The following is a 23,585-nucleotide window of genomic DNA, read 5'->3' on the forward strand; positions in this document are numbered from 1 at the left end:
CGTCGGTTACTGGCTGGAGCGGCGCTTCTCCAGCACCACCGCGGCGATCGGGATCCGCATCTGTTCGGGCTCCGCGGCCAGCCGGGCCGCGATGCCCGCATGCAGCTGGTCGTAGAACAACGGCAGCCGGTCGGGGGCGCCGGCGAGGGCCGAGCCCAGATCGGCGAATGCCGTGAACTGAAGGAAATCGGCCCAGCGGGTGCCGAAAGCGCTTGCGTCCTTGTCACTGCGGTAGGCGTTGTAGATTCGGTCCTCCGCGTCGAACAGCTCCACATGCTGGATCTCGAGCCGCTCGAAGCGGCCGGACGGGGCGAACGGTGCGGTGAAATCCACGGCGCGCCGTCCGGCGATCGGCAGCGACATTCGGGTCGCCTCCTCGGCGCTCACCACACCACCGGCGATCAGCTCGGTCAGTGTGCCGACAACAGACCGGAACAGCGGGCGATAGCCCAAGTCTCCGTCATCGTCCAGTGCGGTCGTCAACACCACCAGGCGGCCGCCCGGCTGCAGCTCGCGGCCGCGAAAGGCGATGAACTCGTGCCAATCGTGAGCGGCCTGCCTGGCATAGGCGGTACGCACCCGCTCGTCGTTGCTGTAGGCCGCCACGACGTGGTCGGCGACCGGCATCGGCACCTTGCTCAATCTCGCTACTGCCCAGGCCGACCAGCCGAGGTGCACGCTGTTCGACGGCAGGATCTGGCCGTAGAACGACCGGCCGATCGCCGAACTGAAGGTGGCCGGATCGCGGTGCCGATAGGACTGTGGATCCCCCTCCAGGATCCGGAACATCGTGGAGAAGTCGTTGTCCGCGGTATCGGTGTGCGTCACCAGAATCGAGTGTTCGGGGCGGGTGCGGCCGCGCACCGCAGCGATGGCGGCGTTGATCGGCCGCATCGAGTTGTGCGCGGTTCCTGCCCCGTAATCGGCGATGACGACGGGTTGCGGTGGGGCCGGAATCGGCACCGTCCGCGCAGCCTGCTCGAGAAGCGTGATCGCCGAACTCATTCCGGCGGTGTGTGGACGGGGCGTCGTCCGGCGCGGCGCGGGCATGGCTAGTTGCGCCGCCGCCGGCGCAACAGCAGTCCGATGAGAAAACCCATGACGAAAATGATGACCAAGATGAACCACATCGGCGACTCGACGGCCACCCAGAGCACGTGCACTCCCACCCGATCGCGGTTCTGCGCGACGAAGATCGCCGCGAGGGCGACCAGGATCAGGGCCACCCAGTAGCGCAGGGCGAACCGGCGGACCGGGCCGGTGGTCGCGGGGGTGTCGGACTCGTCGCGAGGCATACACCGACGGTAGCTCTCGAAACGGCGGCTATGACAAACTTCGGCCATGAACAGCCGTCGGTCTGCTCCGCGCGCCGCGATCGTCCCATCGATCTGCACCCTCGTCGTCGGCGCAATCGGGCTGTTCGTGATGATCTTCCTGAACGCGTTCGTCCTGGACGAGTACGACGCTTACGGAGAGGTGCCCATCCCGGGGACCGCCAGCCTGGATTTGCCGCAGGGTGAGGTGACGGTCAGCCTTCACACCATGGTCACCGGATCCGGCAGTGGTCTGCCGGTTCCGCCTCTGCGCCTGCACGTGTCCGCACCTGAGGGGACCGCCGATCCGGTGGTGACCGAAAGCATCGGCGGGACAACCACGGTGAACAACGATGCTCGGGTACGGGTGTGGGTGATGCAGGTATCCGGTGCGGGTGCCTACGAGATCAGCGTCGACGGTCAAGTCCAGGGCTATATCAATCCGCGGCTGGCCTTCGGGCACGGCAGTCAATACGGCTGGCTGTCCTGGCTGTTCGGTGGACTTACCGTACTGGGGGTGCTGGCACTGATCTGCAGCGTGATGTGGTCGGCGCGGGAAAACAAGCGGGCACGCCCCCTCTCGGATCTGGGCTTCGAGCCGATTCCACCACACCCGGCGGTGCCGACCGGACATCAGCCGAACAGCTACCAGCCCACCGACCAGGGAATCCGGCTCGAGCAGCTCAAAACGATTGCTGCGCTGCGTGATAGCGGAGCTCTGACCGACGCCGAGTTCGAGGCGGAGAAGCGCCGGATCCTGGAGAGCTGAGGCGGCTACGCCGCCTGGGTGGCCCAGTCGGACCGTCGGAACGATCCTGCCGGGACGAATCGTTCCAGCAGTGCATCGGCGGACTCTCCGGCGAATTCGGTGATCAGCTGTTTGGCGGCGGCCACTGAGGTGAGCGATTCGACCGGCCGTGGATCATCCAGCAGGCCAAACAGTTTCGAGGCGAATCGCGGGCTGCCCTGCGCGGCCGCGAAGAACAGATTGCCGTACTCGGCCAGTTCTGGATCGGCCAGGAACAACCGGGTGACCAACTGCGCCGCCCGCGCTCGGTGCGCGTAGAACTCCTCGAATGTGCTGCGCAGCCACGCCTCGTCGAACCGGCCGTCATGTGCGGCGGCTTTGCGGACCAGGGTGGCGGCATGGACCAGTCCACCCTGGGCGCCCTGGCCGGCGATCGGGTCGAACGACACCGCGGTATCGCCCAGGGCGGCCACCGGATGCCCGCTCGCGGTGCGGCCGACCCCGGACCGCACCACCTGGGTGACAGCGCCTTTCAGCCACGAGTGCGGATCGTCCTCGAGGACCCTGAGAGCACTCACCTCAGGGAGGTCCCAGTCGATGTAGTCACGGTGCAGTGCGGTGACGATGTCGAGTGCGGACCGCGCGCTGTCGGCTCCGGCGAACCGCCGGTCCCAGTCGCTGCCGGGGCGAGCCCAACCCAGGAACGTCCACGTCGGGCCGGCGTCCTTGTGGAGATATCCGCCCCACCAGGACTCACCCTGATCGGTGACCACGGTGAATGCGTTGTGGCGACCACCGGCGCCGCCCCGATGAGCGAAAACATCGGGACCGTACGGTAATCCGGCGAGTGTGACAGTCAACAGGCTGCGCTGGGGGCGATCGTAGGCGGAGCGCTGGGCGTCGACCGGGAACAGGGTGGACAGGCCGCCGCGGCCGGTTGCCACCAACGTCAGATCGACGCCGGCGGCGATGGCGTCCAGCCGCACCGGGTCGACGGACTCGACCACGAACCGCCCGCCGCGCTGTCGGAACAGCGTGAGCCGGTCGTCGGCCTTGAGTCGGGTGTCCACGGCGACGCCGACGAATCCGTCGAAGTCGGCGTCGAACGCTATCTCCTCGGCGCGGTCGGGACCGGAGCCGTCGACCACCCGTACGCTCTGCCCGGTCGAGGTCGGGGCGGTGGCCAGGTAGGTGTTGAGACCGAGGGACTCCTCGGCCCGCTGCGCCTCGCCGAAGATCAGCGCGGTGCCGGTGGCCGGGACATCGTCGCGCAAACTGCGCTGGTCCCGGTCGCTGTACAGGGTGACGTCAAACCCGTTGTCCAACAGCCCGAGAGCCGCTGTCACCCCGGTCTGCCCGGCACCGATCACCGCCGCGGAGCGTCCACTCGAAGTCGTCATGGCTGCCACTATGGACGTGCCGCGGTGGTCCGGTAAGGGACTGGCTCAGCGTGATCGCAAAAGCCGTCAGACCGGCGTGGCGCCGATCAGGGACCACAACGGGTCGGTGCGGCCGATGTCCAAGGTGCATTCGTCGGGCCGCGGATCGGGCACGAAAGCCCAGAACATCGCGCCGGCAGCGCCCAATGTGCGCATGTGGTCGAGCGCATCGGTCAGCACCTGCTTGCGCTCGTCCAAGGATTCACACGAGCCGGCCTCCATACCGATCTCGGCGATCAGCAGTGGCTTACCGACCGAACGGGCCTGCTCGAGCCGGCGGCGGACCCCATCGTACTCGTCACCAGGAAGGAAGTCCGTCTCCTCGTAGTAGTGATATTCGAGTACGTCCACGCCCGGCGAGGCGTTCACCTTCGCGAATTCGTCGCCTGCCGAACCGCATTGGCCGCCGCCGGCGTGGCCGCTGAAGATCACCGCGTCGGGATCCAGTTGACGGATCCGGGCTCCGGTGGCGTCGAAGAATGCGCGCAGCACGTCGGCAGCGTTCGGCGGACAGTAGCGGGTGGTCCAGTGACAGTGGTGGTCTCGGCAATCGGTCGGTTCGGGCTCACCGACGGCGGTCCAGCCGGCGAGTGCGGGAGAGTTGGCCCACCGTTTGACCGCGAGGTCCAGCCACGCGGCGAACGACATCGGCAGGCCGTGCGACACCTCGGTCCGCCAGCCGTCGGCGTACCACCCGTAGTTTTTGAAATAGTCGTTCTCGCAGCCACCTTCGTCGCTGGTGAGCACCGCGATCAGCAGTTGGCCGTGTCGCTCGGCGGCCCGGAACACCGCATCGAGAGAGGTGAAATCGAGTTGTCCGGTGAACTTGTTCACCGCGAAACTGGAGTACGCGTTGAACCGGGTGAGCGAATGCGGCGGCAGGCTGGCGAAGTACGAGTCGAGATCCACCTGTGCCCCGCACCCCGCGTTGACGGACCAGTTGGTGGCCAGCTGGTACGCGTTGATGCCGATCGGCCACTGCGGTTTGCCGTCGAGCGTGAGCGACATCCCCGAGACGCCCAGCGGTGGGATGGCTGCCCGACCGCCGGTGGGTGGGGCAGCCGTGCTGGTCAGCGGTGGTGGCGACAGCGGGGGCGACGGGGAACAGGCCGTCGCGACCAGCAGTGTCACGCAGAGCAACACCGCGGTGCGAACTGGCCTGCCGACCACTGACCCAGGGTAGCCACTCGGTCGCGGCCGGGAGCACTAATGCCGGTGCCGTTTTCGTCAGTGCCCGGGCTGGTTGGGCCACTTCCTCCGCGCCGCTCGTTCCTCACGGGGCATCGTCAGTGCCCGCGGGCAACCCACTCGTCGTAGTGCACGATCTCGTCGCCGATCGTGGTGGTGTCGCCGTGCCCCGTGTAGACCACCGTCTCACCCGGCAGCAGGCCCAGCCGTTTCGAGATGGACTCCAGGATCGTGGGGAAGTCCGAGAACGACCGTCCGGTCGCGCCGGGGCCGCCTTGGAACAGGGTGTCGCCGGAGACCACTGCGTTCAGCTCAGGGATCGACCAGCAGACCGACCCGGGGGAGTGCCCCGGCGTGTGCAGGGCATGCAGCTCGATGCCGCCCGCGCGCAACACGAGGCCGTCCTCGACGGCCCGAAACTCGGCGTCCGGGTGGACGACTCGCCACAACATCTCGTCTGCCGGGTGCAGCAGCACCGGCGCGTCCAGCTCCTTGCCGAGCTCGGGCGCGACGGTGATGTGGTCGTTGTGGCCATGCGTGCAGACCACCGCGACGACGTTGCGGCCGTCCACGGCTTCGATGATCGGGGCGGCGGTGTGGGCGGCGTCGAACACGATGACATCGCTGTCGTCGCCCACGAGCCAGATGTTGTTGTCGACGTCCCAGCTGCCGCCGTCGAGTTCGAACTTGCCGCTGGTGACGACTCGTTGAATGTTGGCAGTCACTTCAACACCACCACCGAGCGCAGCACCTCACCGGCGTGCATCTTGTGGAACGCATCCTCGATCGCGTCCAGCCCGATGCGCTCGGAGACGAACTTCTCCAACGGCAGCCGGCCCTGCAGATAGAGGGAGATCAGGGTGGGGAAGTCGCGCTCGGGCAGGCAGTCGCCGTACCACGAGGACTTCAATGATCCACCGCGGGAGAAGAAGTCGACCAACGGCATTTCCAGCGTCATGTCCGGGGTCGGCACGCCGACCAGCACCACGGTGCCGGCCAGATCCCGTGCGTAGAACGCCTGCTTCCAGGTTTCCGGGCGTCCGACCGCGTCGATCACCACATCGGCACCGAATCCGTCGGTCAGATCCTGGATGGTCTCGACCGCGTCGAGCTCACGGGCGTTGATGGTGTGGGTGGCACCGAAATCGCGGGCCCAGTTGAGCTTCTTGTTGTCGGTGTCGACGGCGATGATCTTCTTGGCGCCGACCAGGGCGGCGCCGGCGATGGCGGCGTCACCCACGCCGCCGCAGCCGATGACGGCGACGGTGTCGTCACGGGTAACGGCGCCGGTGTTGATCGCCGCGCCGATGCCGGCCATCACGCCGCAGCCCAGCAGGCCAGCCACGGCCGGGTCGGCCTCGGAATCGACCTTGGTGCACTGCCCTTCGTGAACCAGCGTCTTGTCGGCGAACGCCCCGATGCCCAGGGCCGGCGTCAGCTCGGTGCCGTCGGTCAGCGTCATCTTCTGGGCCGCGTTGTGGGTGTCGAAACACAGGTGCGGGCGACCGCGCTTGCAGGCGCGGCATTCCCCGCACACCGCACGCCAGTTGAGGATCACGAAGTCGCCCGGCTCGACGTGGGTGACGCCCTCGCCGACCGACTCGACCGTGCCCGCGGCCTCATGGCCGAGCAGGAACGGGTACTCGTCGTTGATGCCGCCCTCGCGGTAGGTCAGGTCGGTATGGCATACGCCGCAGGCGATGATGTCCACCACCACCTCACCGGGACCCGGATCGGGAATGACGATGTCGACGAGTTCGACGGGCTGTTTCTTGCTCCGGGAGATCACACCGCGCACTGTCTGAGGCATGTCTATAACCTAATGCAAACCGGACAGGTGTCCAATTGCTGGCGGTATCTCGCCGGTCGACGAATCTCGGCCTCGGAGCAGTCCCGCGCGTTACCGTGGGTTGTGGTCGACGATCGAACTCAACTGCTGGTGGTGGCCCGCACGGCGTATCGCCGAAATGACTGGCGCACCAGCTACGAATCCTTCAGCCGCGTCGACGGGATGCAGGCCCTCGACACCGACGATCTTGCCGTGTACGCCGCGGCGGCCTGGCGGCAGGGTCATGGCCGCGAATCCGTTCGGATCAACGAACAGGTGCACAGCCGCCTGTTGCGCACCGACCCGGTGCAGGCGGCGATGAAGGCCGCCGAGATCGGCTTGGCCTGGTTGGCACGTGGCCACCTTGCGCTGGCCCGCAGTTGGGCGCAGCGGGCTCAGGTGCTGCTGACCGGCGTCCCTGAGACCACCGCGCACGGCTACCTCGCGTATCTGCTCGCGGCGACCGCGGCCGACGCCGGCGATCAGGGGCAATTCGATACCGCAACACGGCACTTGGCAGCCATCGCGGAGAACTTGGATGACGCCGCCCTGGCCACGCTGACCCAGGCGCTGTCCGGCACGGCCGTGGCCGCCGCCGGCGACCCGGCCGGGTACCGAGCGCTCGACCAGGTGCTGCTACCGGTGCTCGACGAACCGTTGCCGGCCGAATGGGCAGCCGATGTGTACCGGCGGGCATTGACCCTGGCGCACCGGCGGAACGCGGCCGACCGGGTCGCGTCCTGGACGCAGTCCATGCAGCGGTGGTGCGATGCCACCGAACCGGAGTCGACCCAGTCGGCGTATCGCGCGGTCTGCGACGTGCACCGCCTCTCGGTGGTCACCGACGCCGATCCGCACGATCTGGTGCGTCAGGTGGTCGGGCTGCGGCGCCTGGTCGCCGACGTGGATGCGGTGGCGGCGAGCATGGTCGAGGAGTTGCTTTCCCGGAGTGTGGGGCGCGCCCGATAGATTTGCGCGCAATGAATGCCGATGTTCTCGACGTTATCGACACCTGGCCGGTTGATTCGGTTGCTGCGGCGGTGGTCGGCCCGTCTGGGGTACTGGCCAGCCGCGGCGACACGAGCAAGCCCTTCGCGCTGGCGTCGGTGACCAAACCGCTCGTCGCGCGGGCCGCGCAGATCGCGATCGAAGAGGGCGCTGTCGAACTCGACACTCCGGCCGGCCCGCCCGGTGCGACGATCCGCCATCTTTTGGCCCACGCGTCCGGCGTGTCCATGCGGTCGGCCGATGTGCTCGCCCGCCCCGGACAGCGTCGCATCTACTCGAACTACGGGTTCGAGCTCCTGGCCCGAGCGGTGGAGGCGGCCGCCGACATCGAGTTCGGCAGCTATCTGACCGAGGCGGTGTTCCAGCCGCTGCAGATGTCGGGTTCCGCACTTTTGGGCGGCGCGGAGGCCGCCGGTTTCGGCGGCGTGTCGACTGTCGCCGACCTGGCCGTGTTCGCCGGGGAGCTGTTGCGGCCTGCGCTGGTGTCGCAGGAACTGCACGACGCGGCCGTGACCGTGCAGTTTCCCGGGCTCGATGGAGTGTTGCCAGGGTTCGGTGTGCAGCGGCCGAATGACTGGGGGCTGGGCTTCGAGCTCCGGGACGGCAAATCCCCGCACTGGACCGGGTCGGCAAACTCGCCGCGCACGTTCGGTCATTTCGGTCAATCGGGGACGTTTCTGTGGGTCGATCCGGTCGCTGACCTGGCGTTGGTGGTGCTGACCGACCGTGACTTCGGGGACTGGACCTACCCGCTGTGGCCCGCGATATCTGATGGAGTCCTGAGAGAAAACGGGACACACTAGCGCAACACTGGCCTCACAGGGCACAATAGACACGCGCGGCACACACAACTGCATGCTCGATCGGAATCACCAGGCCGTTGGGGAAGACGTCCCTCGTGATCCGAAGGAGTAGCAAATGCGTGCGTCGAATCAGTTCGCCGACGCGGCGACAGGCGTGGTGTATGTGCATGCCTCACCCGCGGCGGTATGCCCGCATGTTGAGTGGGCGTTGTCGTCGACCCTGTCGGCGCGGGCGAATCTGAAGTGGACACCGCAACCGGCCATGCCCGGCCAGTTGCGTGCGGTGACCAACTGGATCGGGCCCGTCGGCACCGGGGCGCAGCTGGCCAATGCCCTGCGCTCCTGGTCAGTGCTGCGCTTCGAGGTGACGGAGGATCCGAGCGCCGGCGTGGACGGGCACCGCTGGTGCCACACGCCCCAGCTGGGCCTGTGGAGCGGCGCGATGAGCGCCAACGGTGATGTGATGGTCGGCGAGATGCGGCTTCGTTCGCTGATGGCCGGCGGCGCCGACATGCTGGCAGCCGAACTCGACACCGTGCTGGGCACCGCGTGGGACGAATCGCTGGAGCCCTACCGCAACGGTGGTGACGGTGCCGAGGTGTCCTGGCTGAGCCGGGGCGTGGGGTAGCGCGTCAGTCACGCACCCAGAGGCAGTAGCCGCTGAGCTTCGTCGTGAACATATGGTCGCTGATCTCAACCGTCAGCGACTGCCCCGCGGTCGCTGCCGAAGTCGTGGGTTCCGATGTCTGGCCCGCTGCGACGACGTCGACCACCTCGGCACTGCAATGCGCATCGGCGGTCTGCGGCGTCGCCGTCCAGGTACCGCCCTCGGCCTCCGGATTCCGGCGGCCCTGCCCGTGCAGGATCAGCGCGGGCCCGGTGGTCAGCCAGCGATCTGACGAGGGGTAGGGACTCCCGAACACCTGCCACCTGCCGTCCTCGCACTGCAGCAGGCGCCGGTTGTTGCCGAGTTGCCCCGGATCCGCCGGAGTCAACGCGCCGGCAAGGTTGTCGGCACACGCCGAGTCCGGTTGCGGCGCCGTGGTTTCGGACGGTCCTTGGGGTGGCGGCTCGGGATCGGCGTGCGCGCAGGCACTCGTGCTGAGGGCGGTGGCCACGGTCAGGACCGCCACACCCAGCGCCAACGCTCGACCCATCGCCTACACCGAGACCGTCTTCATCGTGGACAGATCGGTCTGCATCAACCGCACGTTGTAATCACCCCAGTAGGACAGGTTGTAGTACAGGTACTGCGAGTTGTCCTCGATCACATTGCCGTTGGCGTCGACCTTGTTGAAGTAGTCGGTACCCGACATCGGATGGACCATCGGCGCATACATGCCGGTGTTGCTCGTCAGGTTGTTGTTGACCAGCGTGGTGGTATCCGACCATTCACCCTGCGGTGAATCCGACACCCGCATCACCACATTGTTGCCGCCGTCGGTGTAGAGCACAACGTACTTGCCCAGGTACTCGTTGTACTGCACCGACATCTCGCTGACATTGCCGTTGGTGGGCAGGCCACCGACCCAGATGCCGTTGGCGATCTTGGTGAACAGCCCGAAGGTGAAGAAGTCCGCGACCCGGTACACGGTGGGCAGGAAATCGGTTCGGCTGGAACCGAACACCGGCTCCGCCGCCGACGGATCGCCGGTGACCCATTGCCCGGCGCCGCTGGAATCCTCACCCGCCCAGTACTCGTAGGCGTCCAGGTTGGTGATCTGATCCTTCTCGACCCGGGCCACGTACGCCGAACCCTGTCTGCCCGACGGTGTCCCGTACACGTAGACGTAGGGGTCGGTCGGGTCGTCCGACATCACCAGGGCGTTCTGCTGGAAGTGCTCGTCGCCGGGCACGTAGGCCGGGCCGGCCCGGAACCAGCCTGAGGAACGGATGGTGTCGGGGTCGACGGTCCAGGTCTTGCCGCCGTCGTCGGAGTAGGCGATCCCGGAGTAGTTGGTGGTCCAGCTGCCGGGGTTGTCCCAGGTGCGGATCGACATCACCGTGGCGTACTGCCGGTAACCGCCCTCGGCGCCGGCTTTTTCGATCGCGATCGCCGAGGTCGGGATCATCGTGTAGGTGCGGCCGAACAGCCCGTCCTGGCCCGGGTCGTAGATGATCTGCGCCGCGCCGGCCCGATCGCCGCCGGTGCCGTACCACGTCGGTGTGCCCGGCACCCCGGGCCCCGCGCCGGCATGGATCAGCGCATCGCTGAACTGCAGTCCGTTGGACAGGTCGGTGTCGGAGGTGCGGAACAACACGTTGTTGCGCCAGTCCCCGGCCATGCCCGGCTCGCTGTAGGTGTCGCCGAACAGGGTGTAGATGATCGGTTTCCCGGTCACGGGATCGGTGTAGCCGCTGTTCCACATGATGCCCAGATCCGTGCCCGCGACGTACCAGTGGTCGGTGTAGCCGACCCCGGTCACCCACCCGAGCTTTTCGGTGTAGTCGGCCAGGGATGCCGGCACCTGGGGTTTGGGGGTCAGGTCATCGGTCTGCACCGCGGCGTTGGGTGTGGCCGCCATCGGCTGGATCTCGTCCTCGGCGACCACCGAGGCGGCATCCTTGGCCGAGACGACGCGGGAACCCAACGGGTTGATCGACCGTTCGAATTCCCTACGCGTCCAAGCCATCATGGCCCACAGCGCGGGCGACTGGGCCGGTGCCACCGGGCTGCTACCGGCACCGAACGGTGAGAGACCGGCGACGCTCAGCAGCGCGGAGACCACCGGTGGTGCGCTGATCTTGGCCACTGACGGCTCGGGGGTGGACTCCACCGGCGCCGGGACAATCGCGCTTTCGTTTGCGATTGTGGGGACGTTGATCGCCGTGATCCCGGAGCGCAGCGGCGCGGTCGCGTCGCGGCTGCGCTGATCGATGTTCGCGGTCGCCTCCTTCAGGCGAACCACCACGGTATTGGGGCTTGTCGCGCGCTGCCGATCAGGCGCAGTGGTCACCGCCTCCGGGACGATCCGTGCGGTCTCGTTCTTCTGGCCGCCGTCAGCTTTGTTGCCGGTATCGGTTGCGTTGGTGAGTGTGCCCTGAATCTTGCTCCGGGGCTTGGGCGTCCGGGTGCGTATCGGCGTGCGCGCGGAATCCAGCCGGCTCTGGGTCTGCTTGAGCGCGTCACCGACGTCGTTCAGGCCGGACTCGACATCCTTGCGGATCCGCTCGCCGATCTTCGACAGCGCGCCAGAAGGTTTGCTCGGAGTCTTTTTCTGTCCAGGGCTTGAGGTGGAGCCGTCGGAACTTCCGACGGTGGATTTGCCCGGATCACCGGACCCGCCTTCGGCCCAGGCGATTCCGGTCCCGGAGGTCAATGCGGTGCCGATGCCGAGGGCGACGGCCAATGCGCCGACGCGGCCGATGTATTTGGTCGATTCCATGACGCTCCGTACCAGTCCACTCACTCAAACCCCGGCCCAGAGGCAACGTACCGTGTGCCGTTCACGGTGTCGGGCAAACACGCCGAATCACCGAAAACCGGGCCTGAACTGCGAAAGTCCGCCGTCACCGGATCCGGTAGTGCGCCGGGTCGGGTTCGGCCAGCATCCGGGTGAGGGTGGTCCGGTCGAATGGCCACAGGTCGATGGTCCCGGAGTCGGTGAAGTACCACGAGTTGCACCCGGTGTTCCACACTGTCGGCCCGAGTCCGTCGGCGACCGCGGCGTTGAATTCGTCGGTGGCCTCCTCGGTGACTTCGACTTCGGAGAGTTCGGCGTTCGCAAACCGCTTGAGCCAACTCACGATGTACCCGGCGGTTAGCTCGGCGGAGTACTGCAGCGGGATCGACCCGGTCGGCGAGTTCGGTCCCAGCACGGTGAACAGGTTCGGAAACCCGGGGATCGCCGTCATGCGATACGCCCGCGGTCCCTTCACCCACGCCTCGTCGAGTGTGATGCCGTCCCGGCCCACGACGGTCATGGGCCGCATGTAGTTGTGCGCCTGAAATCCGGTGGCCAGCACCACGACATCCACCTCGTGGTGCGTGCCGTCCGCGGTGCGGATGCCGTCGGCGGTGAACTCCTCGATGGGATCATCGACCAGGCGGGCGTTGGGGCGCTTGATGGCTCGGTAATACGAGCCCGAGACCACCTGTCGCTTGCACAGCGGTTCGTAGTCCGGGGTGAGTTTCGCGCGGAGTTCGCGGTCACGGACCTGGGCGGCCAGGCTCCACCGAGCGTAGGCCTGGACCAGCTTGCGTCGCCACGACGGTGTGGTCACGACATCGGCGAGGATCTGCGAAACCCACTGCAGCCGTGCGTAGAGGAAGTCATGCCATCCCGGCCGCCGGCGCAGCACCTTGGCGAGGACCGACGACTGTGGCAGCGACATCGGCGCCCACAGGATCCACTGTGGGGAGCGTGCGAAGTGCAACAGGGTGTGGGCTTTCGGTTGTAGGGCCGAAACCACCTGCACGCCAGTTGATCCCGTACCGATCACGGCGACGCGCCTGTCGTCGGTCACCAGCTCCGGATCCCACCGCGCCGTGTGCACGATCGGGCCCGCGAAGGTGTCCATTCCTGGGATGTCGGGTATCGACGGGTGATGCAGCACGCCGGTGGCACAGATGACGAAGTCGGCCGTCAGGGTATCTCCGACAGCCGTGGTGAGCGTCCACGACGTGGTGGCGGCGTTGTAGCGGGCCTCGACCACTTCGGTGTCGCAGCGCAGATGGGAGTCGAGTCCGAATCGTTCGACGACGTCGCGGTGGTAGCGCTGAATGTCGCTGCCGCTGGCCCAGATGTGGCTCCAGTCCGGTTTGGGTGCGAACGAGAACTGGTAGATCTGCGACGGGACATCGCAGGTGAGCCCCGGATAGCGGTTCCAGTGCCAGACCCCGCCGACATCCGAACCCTTTTCCAGGATCACGAAATTCGTGAACCCGGCTTGTTTGAGCGTGTAGGCGGTGGCGATGCCGGCCATGCCCGCGCCGATGATGACGATACGGACCTCGCGGCTCATCGGGCCTCCTCGCTGACGGCAAGCGCACGTCGGACCGTGCTCGGCGCGGTGCGCATCGATGCCTCGAACGCCGACCGGCGCCGGCCGCGTCTCATGAAATGTGAACCGAGCCCGGCCAGATCGCCCGCGTCCGGCCGGATGAGGACCACATGCGTGCCCCGCGCCCGCACCGCCGCGACTTCGCGGTCCAACCCGGCCGACATCGGCCGGCGCAGCAGCCGGTGTTCCAGCTGTCCGCCGATTCCCGGTGCGCGCGTTCCCGGTTCGGAGGCCATCGGCGTGATCACGTAGATGGTCTCGGCCTCGTGCGGGGCGATCAGGTCGACCGACGCGGTCGATGCGGCGCCACCGTCGACGAAGTGTCTGTCGCTGATCGTGACCGGCGGCATCCAGCCCGGCACCGCCCAGGATGCGCGTAGGGCTTCGCCCGCGGTGGCCTCCGGTGCGCCGGGGGCGCCGAATGCGACACGCTCGCCGCGCCGGTAGTCGAAGGCGACCATCCGGGCGCCGGGGTGTGCCACCCACCCTGAGGAATCGGAGAATCCGTCGGCGAGCCGCTGTAACCAGCCGGCATTGCCCCGGCCGGTGGGAGCGATGCCCGTGGCCGCGGCGAGACCCTTCTGGCTGCCGAGCAGCCGCGGGTTGAGCAGGCGGGGCACGGGCAGCGGTGGCAGGCTCGACGGTGTGTCCGCGATGTGCCTGCGAAGGCGCTCATCGGTGGCGGTGCCGCGCTGCATCGCAACGAGATCGCTCACTGTGGCGCCGCCACCGAGCATTGTGATGAGCTCAGCTCCGGCCGAAGTGCCCTGCATGACCGCAGCGTCGCGCGGATCCCACCCCGTCTGCTCGGCCAGCGCATGCAGTGCCGCGACCGCCCAGGCGCCTCCGATGGTGCCGCCGCACCCGATCACCAATGCCGTCGTCATGGTTTGACCTCGGAATCGGCCTCAGTGGCATGGGATTTCGCTTGCCGGTCGAGGCGTTGCAGGTAATCGGACCGGCCCTGCTCGTCCAGGGCGGTCAGGGCGCGGCGGTCGTCGACCCTGGTTCTCACGGCCCGCTGGACTGCTTCGGGGACCAGCGCGTCGACCAGGGCCCACCCGGGGGCAACCCAACCCGGGACCGACGTACGGGCGGCGCGGGTGCGTACGGTCTTGAGGATTGCCTGCGCGACGTCGTCGGGATCCACGGTGGGCAGGCCGTTTCCGAGCGGCACGCCCGAGGTGAGCTCGGTGCGAACCGCCGACGGCAGCACGGCCGACACCGACACCCCGGTGCCGGAGTACTCACGTCGCGCGGCCAGTGAAGCGCCGAGCGCCGCGAACTTGCTGGCGTTGTAGGTCACCATGCCCGGGATCGGGATCATGCCCGCCATCGAGGCCACATTGACGACGTGTCCGCAGCCGCGGGCCACCATCGACGGGATCACCGCGCGCATGCCGTTCAGCACACCGCGCACGTTGACGTCGAGGATCAGGTCGGTGGTGGTCTCTGGTTCGGTGTCGAAGGCCCCGAGCGGCATGACCCCGGCGTTGTTCACCAGGATGTCGATGCGGCCAGAATCTCCGATGGCGTCGGCGATGAAGCGATCCCACGACGATCGCTGGGTGACATCGAGGTAGGCGGCTCGGCAGCGGGGGATACCCGCTGCGGTCGTCGCGGCGACATCGGCATCGACGTCGCCGATCCATACCGTGGCGCCGCGGGCGGAGAACACCTCCGCTGTCTTGGCGCCGATGCCGCGTGCCCCGCCGGTGACGATGACCACCGCACCGTCCACCGACGGCTGCTGCCGTGAAAACCGCACGTCATGCCTCCCCTGAAGTCGTCCCGCACAAACTCGCATACTGACGGTATCTGAATACTTTGAGTTAATTCAATACCCAAAGTGCACTGCGATCTATCATCAGCGAATGCCGCGGCTGACCAGGGCTCAACGCCAGGAACAGACGCGGGCCGAGCTGTTGCAGGCCGCCAAACAGCGCTTTCTGCGCCACGGGTATGCCGCGACGAGCCTCGAGGACATCGCCGACGACGCGGGCTTCTCGAAGGGCGCCGTGTATTCCAACTTCGGCAGCAAGCCCAACCTGTGCCGCGACGTCCTCGAGCTGATCCACCGTGAGAAGTTCGCCGAGATGGCCGAACTGGCGATCTCGGATGCGGACCTCGACAGCCGGGTGAGCGCTTTGAGCGCCTGGCTGGAGCGGACCGCGGGCGATGTCGGCTGGACCATGCTCGAACTCGAATTCGCCGTGCTGTCACGGAACAATCCCGAGCTGGCCGAGATGATCACCGCATTGCGCAACGAGGCGGCACAGATGGTCCTCGACGTACTGCAGTCGATGTCGGCCGAACTCGGCCTCACCGAAGCGCAATTGGCGAACAACGACGTCGCGGCAAGCCTGGAGGATCTCGGCAATCTCCTGCTCAGTGCCGGGATCGGCCTCGGCATCCAGCGGGCCATCGACCCGTCGGTGCCGGCCCGCCCGTTCACCGATGCGTTCGGCCATCTGGTGAAACTGCTTGCCGCCCTGGGATCGCCGAAATAACCGAAGGAGTTTGGATGGTACTACCGGCCACCGCACTGTCGACCCGACGCCCGAGTCGCAGATCCCGCGCGTGCTACGGCATCGCCCGCAGAACCCTCCTCACCCAGGTGCGTAGATCGGTTGCCTACCAAGGGGATCGATCTGTCGACGATCGCCTCACCGCGATCGGTCGTCGCATCAACGCGCTCGCGCGGCTCCAGCGTCTTCGCCCGCGGCGCGGGCTGCGGATCAGCCGCATCACGCTCGGCCATGTCACGATCGAGACCATCCGGACAGCCGAGTCGGCTCACCTCCCGCTTTCCGACGGTGCCATCCTGTACCTGCACGGCGGTGGGTTCTTTCTGGGCGGCTTCGACACCCACTCGCACGTCGTGGTCGCGCTGGCCCGCCGGACCCAGCTTCCGGTGGTGCACGTCGAGTACCGGCAGCACCCCGAGGTCACCGTCGACGCGTCCGTCGCGGACTGCCTGCGCGCCTACCGCTGGCTGCTGGACCAGGGAGCCGACCCGGCCAACACGGTCGTGGCAGGTGACTCGGCAGGCGGATTCCTCGCATTCGCAACCGTTCTCGCCGCCCAGGAGCAGGGGGTCGAAACACCGGCAGGCGTCGTCGGTGTCAGCCCGCTGCTCGAACTCGACGGCGAACGCCGCTCCGGCCATCCCAACATCGACACAGATCGGATGGGGATCGGACTCGCCCTGCCGATGATCGTCGACTGCGTCGGCCCCAAGAACTCGGACCACCACGCGCTGTCGCCGGTCAACGGAGTCCTCACCGACTTTCCGCCGAGCCTGATCATCGCGGCGGAGTCCGAGGCGCTGCGGTGCGATGCCGAACGCATGCACGAGGTGCTGACCGAAGCCGGCCGGTCGTGCACGCTCAAGGTCTGGCCCGGTCAGCTCCACGCTTTCCCGGCGTTCCTGCCGTTTCTCCCGGAGAGCCGTGAGGCCCGGGACTGCATCGTGGAGTTCGTTCAGGACTGTTTGGGCACCAGCAGCCGCAGCGCACCCGGCACCGCGGACACCGTGACCGGCAACGGGAGCGCGAAATCGCCGTCTGCGTAGGCGTTGATGCCCGGGCATTCGACGTGGACAGACCGGGCGCGCTTGGTGGTCACCTCGTCGAGTTCGACGTGTGTGCCCTTGAAAACCGTTGGGAACAGGCGGATCAACCTGGTGCGAGACGCCGACGTGATCATCGTGACGTCGAGCAGTCCGTCCGAGTGGTCGGCGCCGGGGCAGATCAACATGCCCCCGCCGTAGCTGCGGGTGTTGCCGAACGCCGCCAGGGTGAGCTCGGTGCGGTACTCCGGCTCGTCGTCGAAGGTGAGCCGGAACGGCAGCAGCCGTAGCTTCGAGATCTCCGCGAGCATCGCGACGTTGTAGCGCATTCGGCCGTGGGGCCAGCGCATCCGGTTGGTCCGGTCACTGACCAGCGAATCGAACCCGGCGGCCATCACGGTGCCGAACCACTTCACCGCACCGGAGGCGTCTTCGATGCGGCCGAGGTCGACCGTCTCGGTATGGCCGTCGGCGACGATATCGGCCGCAGCCTCGGGATCTCCTGTCGGCAAACGATATTCACGCGCGTGGTCGTTGCCAGTCCCAGCGGGCACGATGCCCAGCGGTACATCGCCGGTGGCCAGCGCCTGCAGAGCCAGGGAGATCACGCCGTCGCCGCCGACCACGACAAGGGCGTCGGTGCCACGGTCGAGCGCGTCGTCGACAAGGCGCCGGGCGTGCGCCGCGTCGGTCCCGACGATCGCACAGACATCGATGCCGCGCCGCTGGAGCTGCGCGACGGCCCGCTCGGCCGCGTGCGGCGCGTTGCCGTGTCCCGACATCGGATTGGTCAGGACCGTTACCTGGTTCACGGAATCAGCTTGCCCGGGTTGAGGATTCCGGCCGGATCCAGCGTGGCTTTGACGGCCCGCAGTACTGCGACGCCGAGGTCGCCGATCTCGTCACGCATCCACGGACGGTGATCCGCACCGACCGCGTGGTGGTGGGTGATGGTGCCGCCGTTCTGGACCATGGCTTCTGAAGCGGCCTTCTTGGCGGCCTGCCACTGCTCGATCGGATTGCCGCGCTGGGCGGCGACGACCGTGAAGTAGAGCGAGGCGCCGGTGGGGTACACATGCGAAATGTGACACATCACCAGGGCCGGCGTGCCGGATTCGGCGAGTGCTGAGGTCAGTGCTTCGGTGACCGCGGCCTTCAGCGCGGACAGGTTGGACCACGTGGTGGCGGTCTCGAGGGTTTCGCACAGTGCACCCGCCGCCAGCAGCGAATCGCGGAGGTACGGGGCATTGAACCGGCCGTGCTCCCAGGCTCGGGCCGGCGCGTCACCGAGCGAGGTGCCGCCGTGGGCCTGCAGGACCGCGCGGGTCTCGTCATGACGGCTCTCGGTGTGCGCGGGCGTGCCCTCGAACAAGGTGATGGCCAGGCAGCCGCCGGTGATGCTCTGTTCGCCGATGCTTTCCGTGGTGGCCAGATTGACGCCCGTCTCGGCTTCGTCGGAGAGCCGGATCACCGTCGGCCCGGTACCCGTCTGGGTCACGGCCCGTAACGCCTCGGCGCCGGTGGCGAAATCGGGGAAGGACCAGGCCTCGTAGCGCGTGGTCTCGGGTACGGGGTGCACGCGAACCCGGACCCGGGTGATGACGCCGAACACGCCTTCCGAGCCCAGGAGCAGCTGCCGCAGATCCGGTCCGGCGGCCGAGGCCGGAGCCCGGCCGAGGTCCAGCGTGCCGGCCGGGGTGACAGCGCGCAGGCCGCGCACCATGTCGTCGAAGCGGCCGTATCCGGCCGAATCCTGACCCGAGGACCGCGTGGCGGCGAACCCTCCGATCGTGGCGAACTGGAAGCTCTGCGGAAAGTGGCCCAGCGAGAATCCTTGTGCGCCAAGCAATGCCTCGGCCTGCGGGCCGGTGACGCCCGCGCCGAGCTCGGCCTCGCCTGCCACCGGGTCGAGACTGTGCAGCGCGTCGAACCGGCGCAGATCCAGCGTGACGACGGCGGCGAAGTCGCCGCGCAGCGGATCCAGGCCGCCCACGACGCTGGTTCCGCCGCCGAACGGGACTACGGCGATGCGATGCTCGGCGCAGTGGGCGAGGATCGCGGCGACCTCGTCGTCCGAGCCGGGGAGCAGCACCGCGTCCGGTGCGTCCTGGAGACCGGAATCGTTGCGGCGCAGCAGGTCCAGCGTCGATTTTCCACCGGCGTGCAGCAGTCGCGACATCGTGTCGGTGCCGCAGTGTTGGGCGCCGACGATCGCGACGAGGGCTTCCCGGTCGGCGTCGGACAGCGCCGAGGGCCGTAATTGCACCTGCTCGGGCGTCGGCTCCGCCGCGGACGCGGCCTCGACGCCCAGGGCCTCCTGGAGCAGGGACCGGATTCCGTCGGACAGTGGCTTGGCTGCCTGCGGGTCGCCCCAGGCATTCCACTTCATCGGAGGCAGAAACTGTTCAGCCGGCTGAGTCATGCGTTACAGTATTACACATGATGTCAATCAGTAACGATCGATCGCTGAGCGACCAGATCTTGGACGCCGCCGCCAGCTGTGTGCTGGCCTTCGGTGTGGACCGGGTGACCCTGGCCGAGATCGCCCGGCGGGCCGGGGTGAGCCGCCCGACCGTGTACCGCCGGTTCCCGGACACCCAGTCGATCCTGGCCGCCCTGCTCACCGCGCGAATCGTGGGTGTGCTGGACGAAACCGGTAGCCCGGGGCCAGGGCGGGCGGCGCTGGTGGAGCGCATGGTGACCGTGGCCGCGCGGCTGCGCCACGACGAGGTGATCATGGCGGTTCTGCACTCCGCGCCTGAGGTGGCGATGGTCTACATCGCCGAGCGGCTGGGCACCAGCCAGCAGATCCTCATCGACGCGCTGGCCGGCGAGCTCAAGCTCGCGCAGGAGGTACGGCAGAAGAACGACCGCGTGCGGCCGGGAGACCCCCGCCAGCTGGCCACCATGTGCCTGCTGATCACGCAGTCGGCGATCCAGTCCGCGCAGATGGTCGAACCGATCCTCGACTCGGACACCCTGGCGAACGAGCTTGCCCACGCACTGAACGGATACCTCGCATCGTGACCGGCCCGACAGCCCTCAATCGCGCAAGGCGCGCAACAGAATTGGCCGCCCTGGCCGACGGGGAACACCTCGATGTGATCGTCATCGGCGGCGGAATCACCGGTGCGGGCATCGCTTTGGATGCAGCTACGCGGGGTCTGCAGGTCGCGCTGGTGGAGAAACACGACCTCGCCTTCGGCACCAGTCGGTGGAGTTCGAAACTCGTGCACGGTGGCCTGCGTTACCTGGCCACGGGCAACATCGGAATTGCCCGGCGCAGCGCGATCGAACGCGGAATCCTGATGACCCGCAACGCACCCCATCTCGTCAAGGCCATGCCGCAGCTGGTACCGCTGCTGCCGTCGATGGGGCGGGCGTCGCGTGCGTTGGTGCGCACCGGGTTCGTGGCCGGTGACGGCCTGCGCAGGCTCGCGGGCACCAGTGCCTCGACGCTGCCGCGTTCGAGGCGGGTGGACGCACGGCGGGCCGCCGAACTGGCCCCGACCGTACGCACCGACGGCCTCGACGGGGCCTACCTGGCCTACGACGGCCAGCTCATCGATGACGCCCGACTGGTGGCCGCCGTCGCCCGTACCGCCGCGCAGCACGGAGCTCGCATCCTGACCCAGGTCTCGGCCGGTAAGGCCGAGGCCTCCGCGGTGCGCCTGACCGACGAACTCACCGGGGAAGCGTTCGACGCGACGGCGCGGGTGATCATCAACGCGGCCGGGGTGTGGGCGGGCGATCTCGACCCGGCGATCAAACTGCGCCCCAGCCGCGGCACGCACCTGGTGTTCGACGCTGCGGCATTCGGCAATCCCACCGCGGCACTGACCATTCCGATACCGGGGGAGTTGAACCGGTTCGTGTTCGCCATGCCCGAGCAGCTGGACCGGGTCTATCTGGGGCTGACCGACGAGGACGCGCCGGGACCGATTCCCGATGTGCCGCAACCGACTCCGGGCGAGATCGCCTTCCTGCTCGACACCGTCAACACCGCGCTGTCCACCGATCTGACCCCTGATGATGTGCGCGGCGCCTATGCCGGGCTGCGGCCACTGATCGACACCGGGGAAGGCAACACGGCCGACGTGTCACGCGAGCATGCGGTCGTGGAATCGGCGAGCGGGTTGATCAGCATCATCGGCGGCAAGCTCACCGAATACCGGTACATGGCCCAGGACGTCCTGGACCGGGCGCTGGTGCTGCGCGGGCTGTCCGCCGCGGGTTGCCGCACGGCCAACCTGCCGCTCGTCGGTGCCCCGGCCAATCCCGTGTCCACGTTGCGATCCGAGCATGCGCTGCCGTCCTCACTCGTGGCGCGGTACGGAGCCGAGGCGCCGAATGTGATCGCCCGGGCCCGGTGTGCCCGCCCCACCGACCCGGTGGCCGAGGGCATCGATGTCACCCGCGCCGAGTTCGAGTACGCCGTCACCCACGAAGGGGCTCTGTCCGTGGACGACATCCTCGATCGCCGTACCCGTATCGGGTTGGTCAGCGACGACCGGGACCGGGCCGGCGCCGCGGCCGCCGAGATGATCGCCGAATTCGGACAAGTCGAGTAGTCCACTACGCGTGGCGTGGCCCGGCGGCGCGCGCAGACTGACTCCTGCAACGCGAAACTGTGTGGCAAGGAGCTCGGTCATGTCGAAGCGACTGGTGGTGTGCTGCGACGGCACGTGGAACACGCCCGATCAGACAACGGATGGCAAGCCCACGCCGACCAACGTCGCCAAAGTGGCCATGGCGCTGGCTTCTCACGACGCCGACGGACGTGAGCAGCGCCTGTTCTATCACCGGGGCGTGGGAACCACCCGGTCAGAACGCCTGCTCGGCGGGGCCTTCGGTGCCGGTCTGTTTCGCGATGTGTGCGACACCTACCGATTCGTCGTCCAGAACTATCAGCCCGGCGACGAGCTGTTCTTCTTCGGATTCAGCCGCGGGGCGTTCACCGCGCGCAGCACGGCGGGCCTGATCCGGAACTCGGGCGTGCTGCATCGCGACAACGTCGATCAGATCGAACAGGCCTATGCGCTGTACCGAGACCAGAACCCCGCGGCAAGTCCACGCAGTGTCGAGGCGGCGCTGTTCCGCAAGATGTACTCCCACGAACCCAGGATCCGGTTCATCGGGGTCTGGGATACCGTTGGCGCCCTGGGGATTCCTTCGATCGGCGGCCGTCTGGCCCGGCGGTTCAACCGTCGGTACGAATTCCACAACACGGCCCTGAGTTCACGGGTCGACGAGGCCTATCAGGCGCTAGCGATCGACGAGCGGCGCGGCCCGTTCGTGCCCGCGGTCTGGCACCGGTCCGACATGGCTCCGTCCACTCAGCGCCTGGAGCAGGTGTGGTTCACCGGTGTGCACTGCGATGTGGGCGGCGGCTACCCCGATCACGGTCTCAGCGACATCGCGTTGTGCTGGATGCTGGAAAAGGCCCGTGCCGCCGGGCTGGTATTCGTCGACAACGCGTTCGGACGCGAGCCGTCCCGCGGCGTCGAGCCGGTCTCGAGCGAGGAGATCGTCGAGGAGTACACCCGGATCAGCCCGAATCCGGCTGGCAAGCCCGAGAATTCACTCAAAGGCATCTATCGCTTCCTGCGGCCGTACCCGCGGATAGGCGGGAAGGGCAGTAACGAGTACATCGCCTCGACCGTCGACCGGCAACAGCGTTCACGCGGTTGGTGGGAAGCGCCCGTCCCCGACAACGACCCGGAGCGCCGGGTGGTACCGGTCGAAGTGGGCAGCGACCTGTCCCACGTGGCCTAGACGTGAGACAACAGCACGTCGCGCACCGCTGAACCGGTGTGGCGCTGCCACATGGCCTGGGCGCCCACCAACAAGGGTGGTTCGAGTTCGGTGACCACCACCCGACCGTCCATGGCCGGGCCCGGGGGAGAGGTGACGAACGTGACGGCACCGGTCGTGAGCGGCGCGGCGACCGTGGCCGCGCCCTGGACCCGGCTCACCACATAATCGGGTTCGAATCCGGCCCGCCGGCACGCGGCCATCAGAAAGTCGCTGTAGTATGACCCGCCCGGCGGCGCCCACAGTGCGATGCGTTCCCCGGCCAGTTCGTGAATGTCGACGGAGGGCGAGCCGGCCAGCCGGTGTTCGCCGGCCACCGCCAGCCGGATGCGGTCGTAACCCACGATCGCCGTGGCCAATTCGTTGGTGGGCACCACGCCGCGCCGCAGGCCCAGGTGCACCGTGCCGTCGAGCACCGCAGCGATGAGCTGATCGGGGTAGAGCTGACGGAAGGTGAACGACATCTCCGGAAACGCGGTGATGGCCGGTTCGATCCGGGTATAGGCTTCGCTACCGCTGAGCGCCGGGGTGTGGCCCACGACGAAGACCTCCGCCGCGCCGCAGGCAGTCTGTTCCACCCTCTCGGCCACTGTGCGCGCCGCAGCCAGCAGTGTTCGGCTTTCGGTGAGGAGCAGCTCGCCCGCCGGGGTGAGCGTCAGGCGACGGCCCTCGCGCCGGAACAATGTGGCGTTGAGTTCCTTCTCCAGTTGCTGCATCGAGCTGCTGAGGGCTTGCTGGCTAACGTGCAATGAGGTGGCCGCGGCGGTCAGGCTGCCCGCCTCGCCGATGGCGATGAACTGACGCAAACGTCGTATATCCGGAATATTCGCGGCCACGCGCCTAATCTATCTACAACTTGGGCTTGTGGA

Annotated in this window: 23 protein-coding genes; 9 read left to right on the plus strand and 14 right to left on the minus strand. The window is 67.6% G+C overall.

The genetic code is table 11. The features are described 5' to 3' along the window. Positions 1-6: 6 nt before the first annotated feature. Positions 7-1,005, minus strand: coding sequence for a class I SAM-dependent methyltransferase (locus tag G6N57_RS17740; protein WP_097926336.1), 999 nt, complete (start codon positions 1,003-1,005; stop codon positions 7-9). A 47-nt stretch (positions 1,006-1,052) separates the two neighbouring features. Next, the gene (locus G6N57_RS17745; protein ID WP_077741224.1) at positions 1,053-1,295 is read right to left on the minus strand and encodes an LPXTG cell wall anchor domain-containing protein; all 243 of its coding nucleotides are present in this window, start codon (positions 1,293-1,295) and stop codon (positions 1,053-1,055) included. Between the two features lie 46 nt (positions 1,296-1,341). Here G6N57_RS17745 and G6N57_RS17750 point away from each other — a divergent pair, with 46 nt between their 5' ends. Beyond that, positions 1,342-2,082 carry an SHOCT domain-containing protein gene (locus G6N57_RS17750; RefSeq protein WP_077741223.1) on the plus strand — a complete coding sequence of 247 codons (741 nt, stop codon included), beginning with the start codon at positions 1,342-1,344 and terminating at the stop codon, positions 2,080-2,082. Between the two features lie 5 nt (positions 2,083-2,087). Here G6N57_RS17750 and G6N57_RS17755 read toward each other — a convergent pair whose 3' ends face one another. The 4 genes from G6N57_RS17755 to G6N57_RS17770 form a co-directional block, all read right to left on the minus strand. Continuing rightward, a complete protein-coding gene (locus G6N57_RS17755) occupies positions 2,088-3,461 on the minus strand; it encodes a styrene monooxygenase/indole monooxygenase family protein (protein ID WP_077741222.1) in 1,374 nt (457 codons plus the stop codon). A gap of 66 nt (positions 3,462-3,527) precedes the next feature. After that, positions 3,528-4,670 (minus strand): cellulase family glycosylhydrolase, encoded by a 1,143-nt coding sequence (locus G6N57_RS17760; protein WP_077741221.1) that lies wholly within the window; start codon positions 4,668-4,670, stop codon positions 3,528-3,530. Positions 4,671-4,786: 116 nt separating this feature from the next. Next, positions 4,787-5,413 carry an MBL fold metallo-hydrolase gene (locus tag G6N57_RS17765; RefSeq protein ID WP_077741220.1) on the minus strand — a complete coding sequence of 209 codons (627 nt, stop codon included), beginning with the start codon at positions 5,411-5,413 and terminating at the stop codon, positions 4,787-4,789. Continuing rightward, positions 5,410-6,498 (minus strand): S-(hydroxymethyl)mycothiol dehydrogenase, encoded by a 1,089-nt coding sequence (locus G6N57_RS17770; protein WP_065462203.1) that lies wholly within the window; start codon positions 6,496-6,498, stop codon positions 5,410-5,412. The genes G6N57_RS17765 and G6N57_RS17770 overlap by 4 nt, the downstream gene beginning before the upstream one ends. A gap of 102 nt (positions 6,499-6,600) precedes the next feature. Between G6N57_RS17770 and G6N57_RS17775 the strand changes: the two genes are divergently transcribed. From G6N57_RS17775 to G6N57_RS17785, 3 genes are all read left to right on the plus strand, one after another. Next, the gene (locus G6N57_RS17775; RefSeq protein ID WP_174814490.1) at positions 6,601-7,485 is read left to right on the plus strand and encodes a chemotaxis protein CheY; all 885 of its coding nucleotides are present in this window, start codon (positions 6,601-6,603) and stop codon (positions 7,483-7,485) included. An 11-nt stretch (positions 7,486-7,496) separates the two neighbouring features. Further along, positions 7,497-8,327: a serine hydrolase domain-containing protein gene (locus G6N57_RS17780; protein ID WP_077741219.1), complete on the plus strand. Its 831-nt coding sequence runs from the start codon at positions 7,497-7,499 to the stop codon at positions 8,325-8,327. 115 nt (positions 8,328-8,442) lie between these two features. Further along, positions 8,443-8,955, plus strand: coding sequence for a DUF3145 domain-containing protein (locus tag G6N57_RS17785; protein ID WP_077741218.1), 513 nt, complete (start codon positions 8,443-8,445; stop codon positions 8,953-8,955). A gap of 4 nt (positions 8,956-8,959) precedes the next feature. On the opposite strand, the gene G6N57_RS17790 is transcribed toward G6N57_RS17785, so the two are convergent. The 5 genes from G6N57_RS17790 to G6N57_RS17810 all read right to left on the minus strand — a co-directional run bounded on the left by G6N57_RS17790 (position 8,960) and on the right by G6N57_RS17810 (position 15,099). Further along, positions 8,960-9,484 (minus strand): hypothetical protein, encoded by a 525-nt coding sequence (locus G6N57_RS17790; protein ID WP_077741217.1) that lies wholly within the window; start codon positions 9,482-9,484, stop codon positions 8,960-8,962. Positions 9,485-9,487: 3 nt separating this feature from the next. Continuing rightward, on the minus strand, positions 9,488-11,713 hold the full coding sequence (locus G6N57_RS17795) for a glycoside hydrolase family 183 protein (protein ID WP_077741216.1): 2,226 nt from the start codon (positions 11,711-11,713) through the stop codon (positions 9,488-9,490). Between the two features lie 124 nt (positions 11,714-11,837). Then, positions 11,838-13,292 (minus strand): flavin-containing monooxygenase, encoded by a 1,455-nt coding sequence (locus G6N57_RS17800; protein ID WP_077741215.1) that lies wholly within the window; start codon positions 13,290-13,292, stop codon positions 11,838-11,840. Continuing rightward, positions 13,289-14,218 (minus strand): patatin-like phospholipase family protein, encoded by a 930-nt coding sequence (locus G6N57_RS17805; protein WP_077741214.1) that lies wholly within the window; start codon positions 14,216-14,218, stop codon positions 13,289-13,291. The genes G6N57_RS17800 and G6N57_RS17805 overlap by 4 nt, the downstream gene beginning before the upstream one ends. Next, entirely contained in the window at positions 14,215-15,099 is an 885-nt protein-coding gene (locus G6N57_RS17810; protein WP_407665939.1) for an SDR family oxidoreductase, read from the minus strand. The genes G6N57_RS17805 and G6N57_RS17810 overlap by 4 nt, the downstream gene beginning before the upstream one ends. Before the next feature lie 106 nt (positions 15,100-15,205). On the opposite strand from G6N57_RS17810, the gene G6N57_RS17815 reads away from it, so the two are divergent. Next, complete coding sequence (locus G6N57_RS17815) at positions 15,206-15,841, plus strand: TetR/AcrR family transcriptional regulator (protein WP_077741212.1); 636 nt, start codon at positions 15,206-15,208, stop codon at positions 15,839-15,841. A gap of 107 nt (positions 15,842-15,948) precedes the next feature. Further along, positions 15,949-16,905, plus strand: a complete 957-nt coding sequence (locus G6N57_RS17820) for an alpha/beta hydrolase (RefSeq protein WP_163646644.1) — start codon at positions 15,949-15,951, stop codon at positions 16,903-16,905. Here G6N57_RS17820 and G6N57_RS17825 read toward each other — a convergent pair. After that, a complete protein-coding gene (locus G6N57_RS17825; protein WP_097926344.1) occupies positions 16,815-17,684 on the minus strand; it encodes a diacylglycerol kinase in 870 nt (289 codons plus the stop codon). The genes G6N57_RS17820 and G6N57_RS17825 overlap by 91 nt on opposite strands. A 26-nt stretch (positions 17,685-17,710) precedes the next feature. Next, complete coding sequence (locus G6N57_RS17830) at positions 17,711-19,291, minus strand: FAD-binding oxidoreductase (RefSeq protein WP_077742018.1); 1,581 nt, start codon at positions 19,289-19,291, stop codon at positions 17,711-17,713. A 50-nt stretch (positions 19,292-19,341) separates the two neighbouring features. On the opposite strand from G6N57_RS17830, the gene G6N57_RS17835 reads away from it, so the two are divergent. The 3 genes from G6N57_RS17835 (at position 19,342) to G6N57_RS17845 (ending at position 22,677) form a co-directional block, all read left to right on the plus strand. Continuing rightward, positions 19,342-19,929 (plus strand): TetR/AcrR family transcriptional regulator, encoded by a 588-nt coding sequence (locus tag G6N57_RS17835; RefSeq protein WP_077741209.1) that lies wholly within the window; start codon positions 19,342-19,344, stop codon positions 19,927-19,929. Next, positions 19,926-21,473 (plus strand): glycerol-3-phosphate dehydrogenase/oxidase, encoded by a 1,548-nt coding sequence (locus G6N57_RS17840; protein WP_077741208.1) that lies wholly within the window; start codon positions 19,926-19,928, stop codon positions 21,471-21,473. The genes G6N57_RS17835 and G6N57_RS17840 overlap by 4 nt, the downstream gene beginning before the upstream one ends. A gap of 79 nt (positions 21,474-21,552) precedes the next feature. Next, positions 21,553-22,677, plus strand: a complete 1,125-nt coding sequence (locus G6N57_RS17845) for a T6SS phospholipase effector Tle1-like catalytic domain-containing protein (RefSeq protein WP_077741207.1) — start codon at positions 21,553-21,555, stop codon at positions 22,675-22,677. Here the strand turns inward: G6N57_RS17845 and G6N57_RS17850 are convergent. Beyond that, positions 22,674-23,552, minus strand: a complete 879-nt coding sequence (locus G6N57_RS17850) for a LysR family transcriptional regulator (protein ID WP_234815808.1) — start codon at positions 23,550-23,552, stop codon at positions 22,674-22,676. The two genes, G6N57_RS17845 and G6N57_RS17850, sit on opposite strands and share 4 nt — an antisense overlap. Positions 23,553-23,585 lie beyond the last annotated feature (33 nt).

This window comes from Mycolicibacterium boenickei, assembly GCF_010731295.1.
GTDB lineage: Bacteria > Actinomycetota > Actinomycetes > Mycobacteriales > Mycobacteriaceae > Mycobacterium > Mycobacterium boenickei.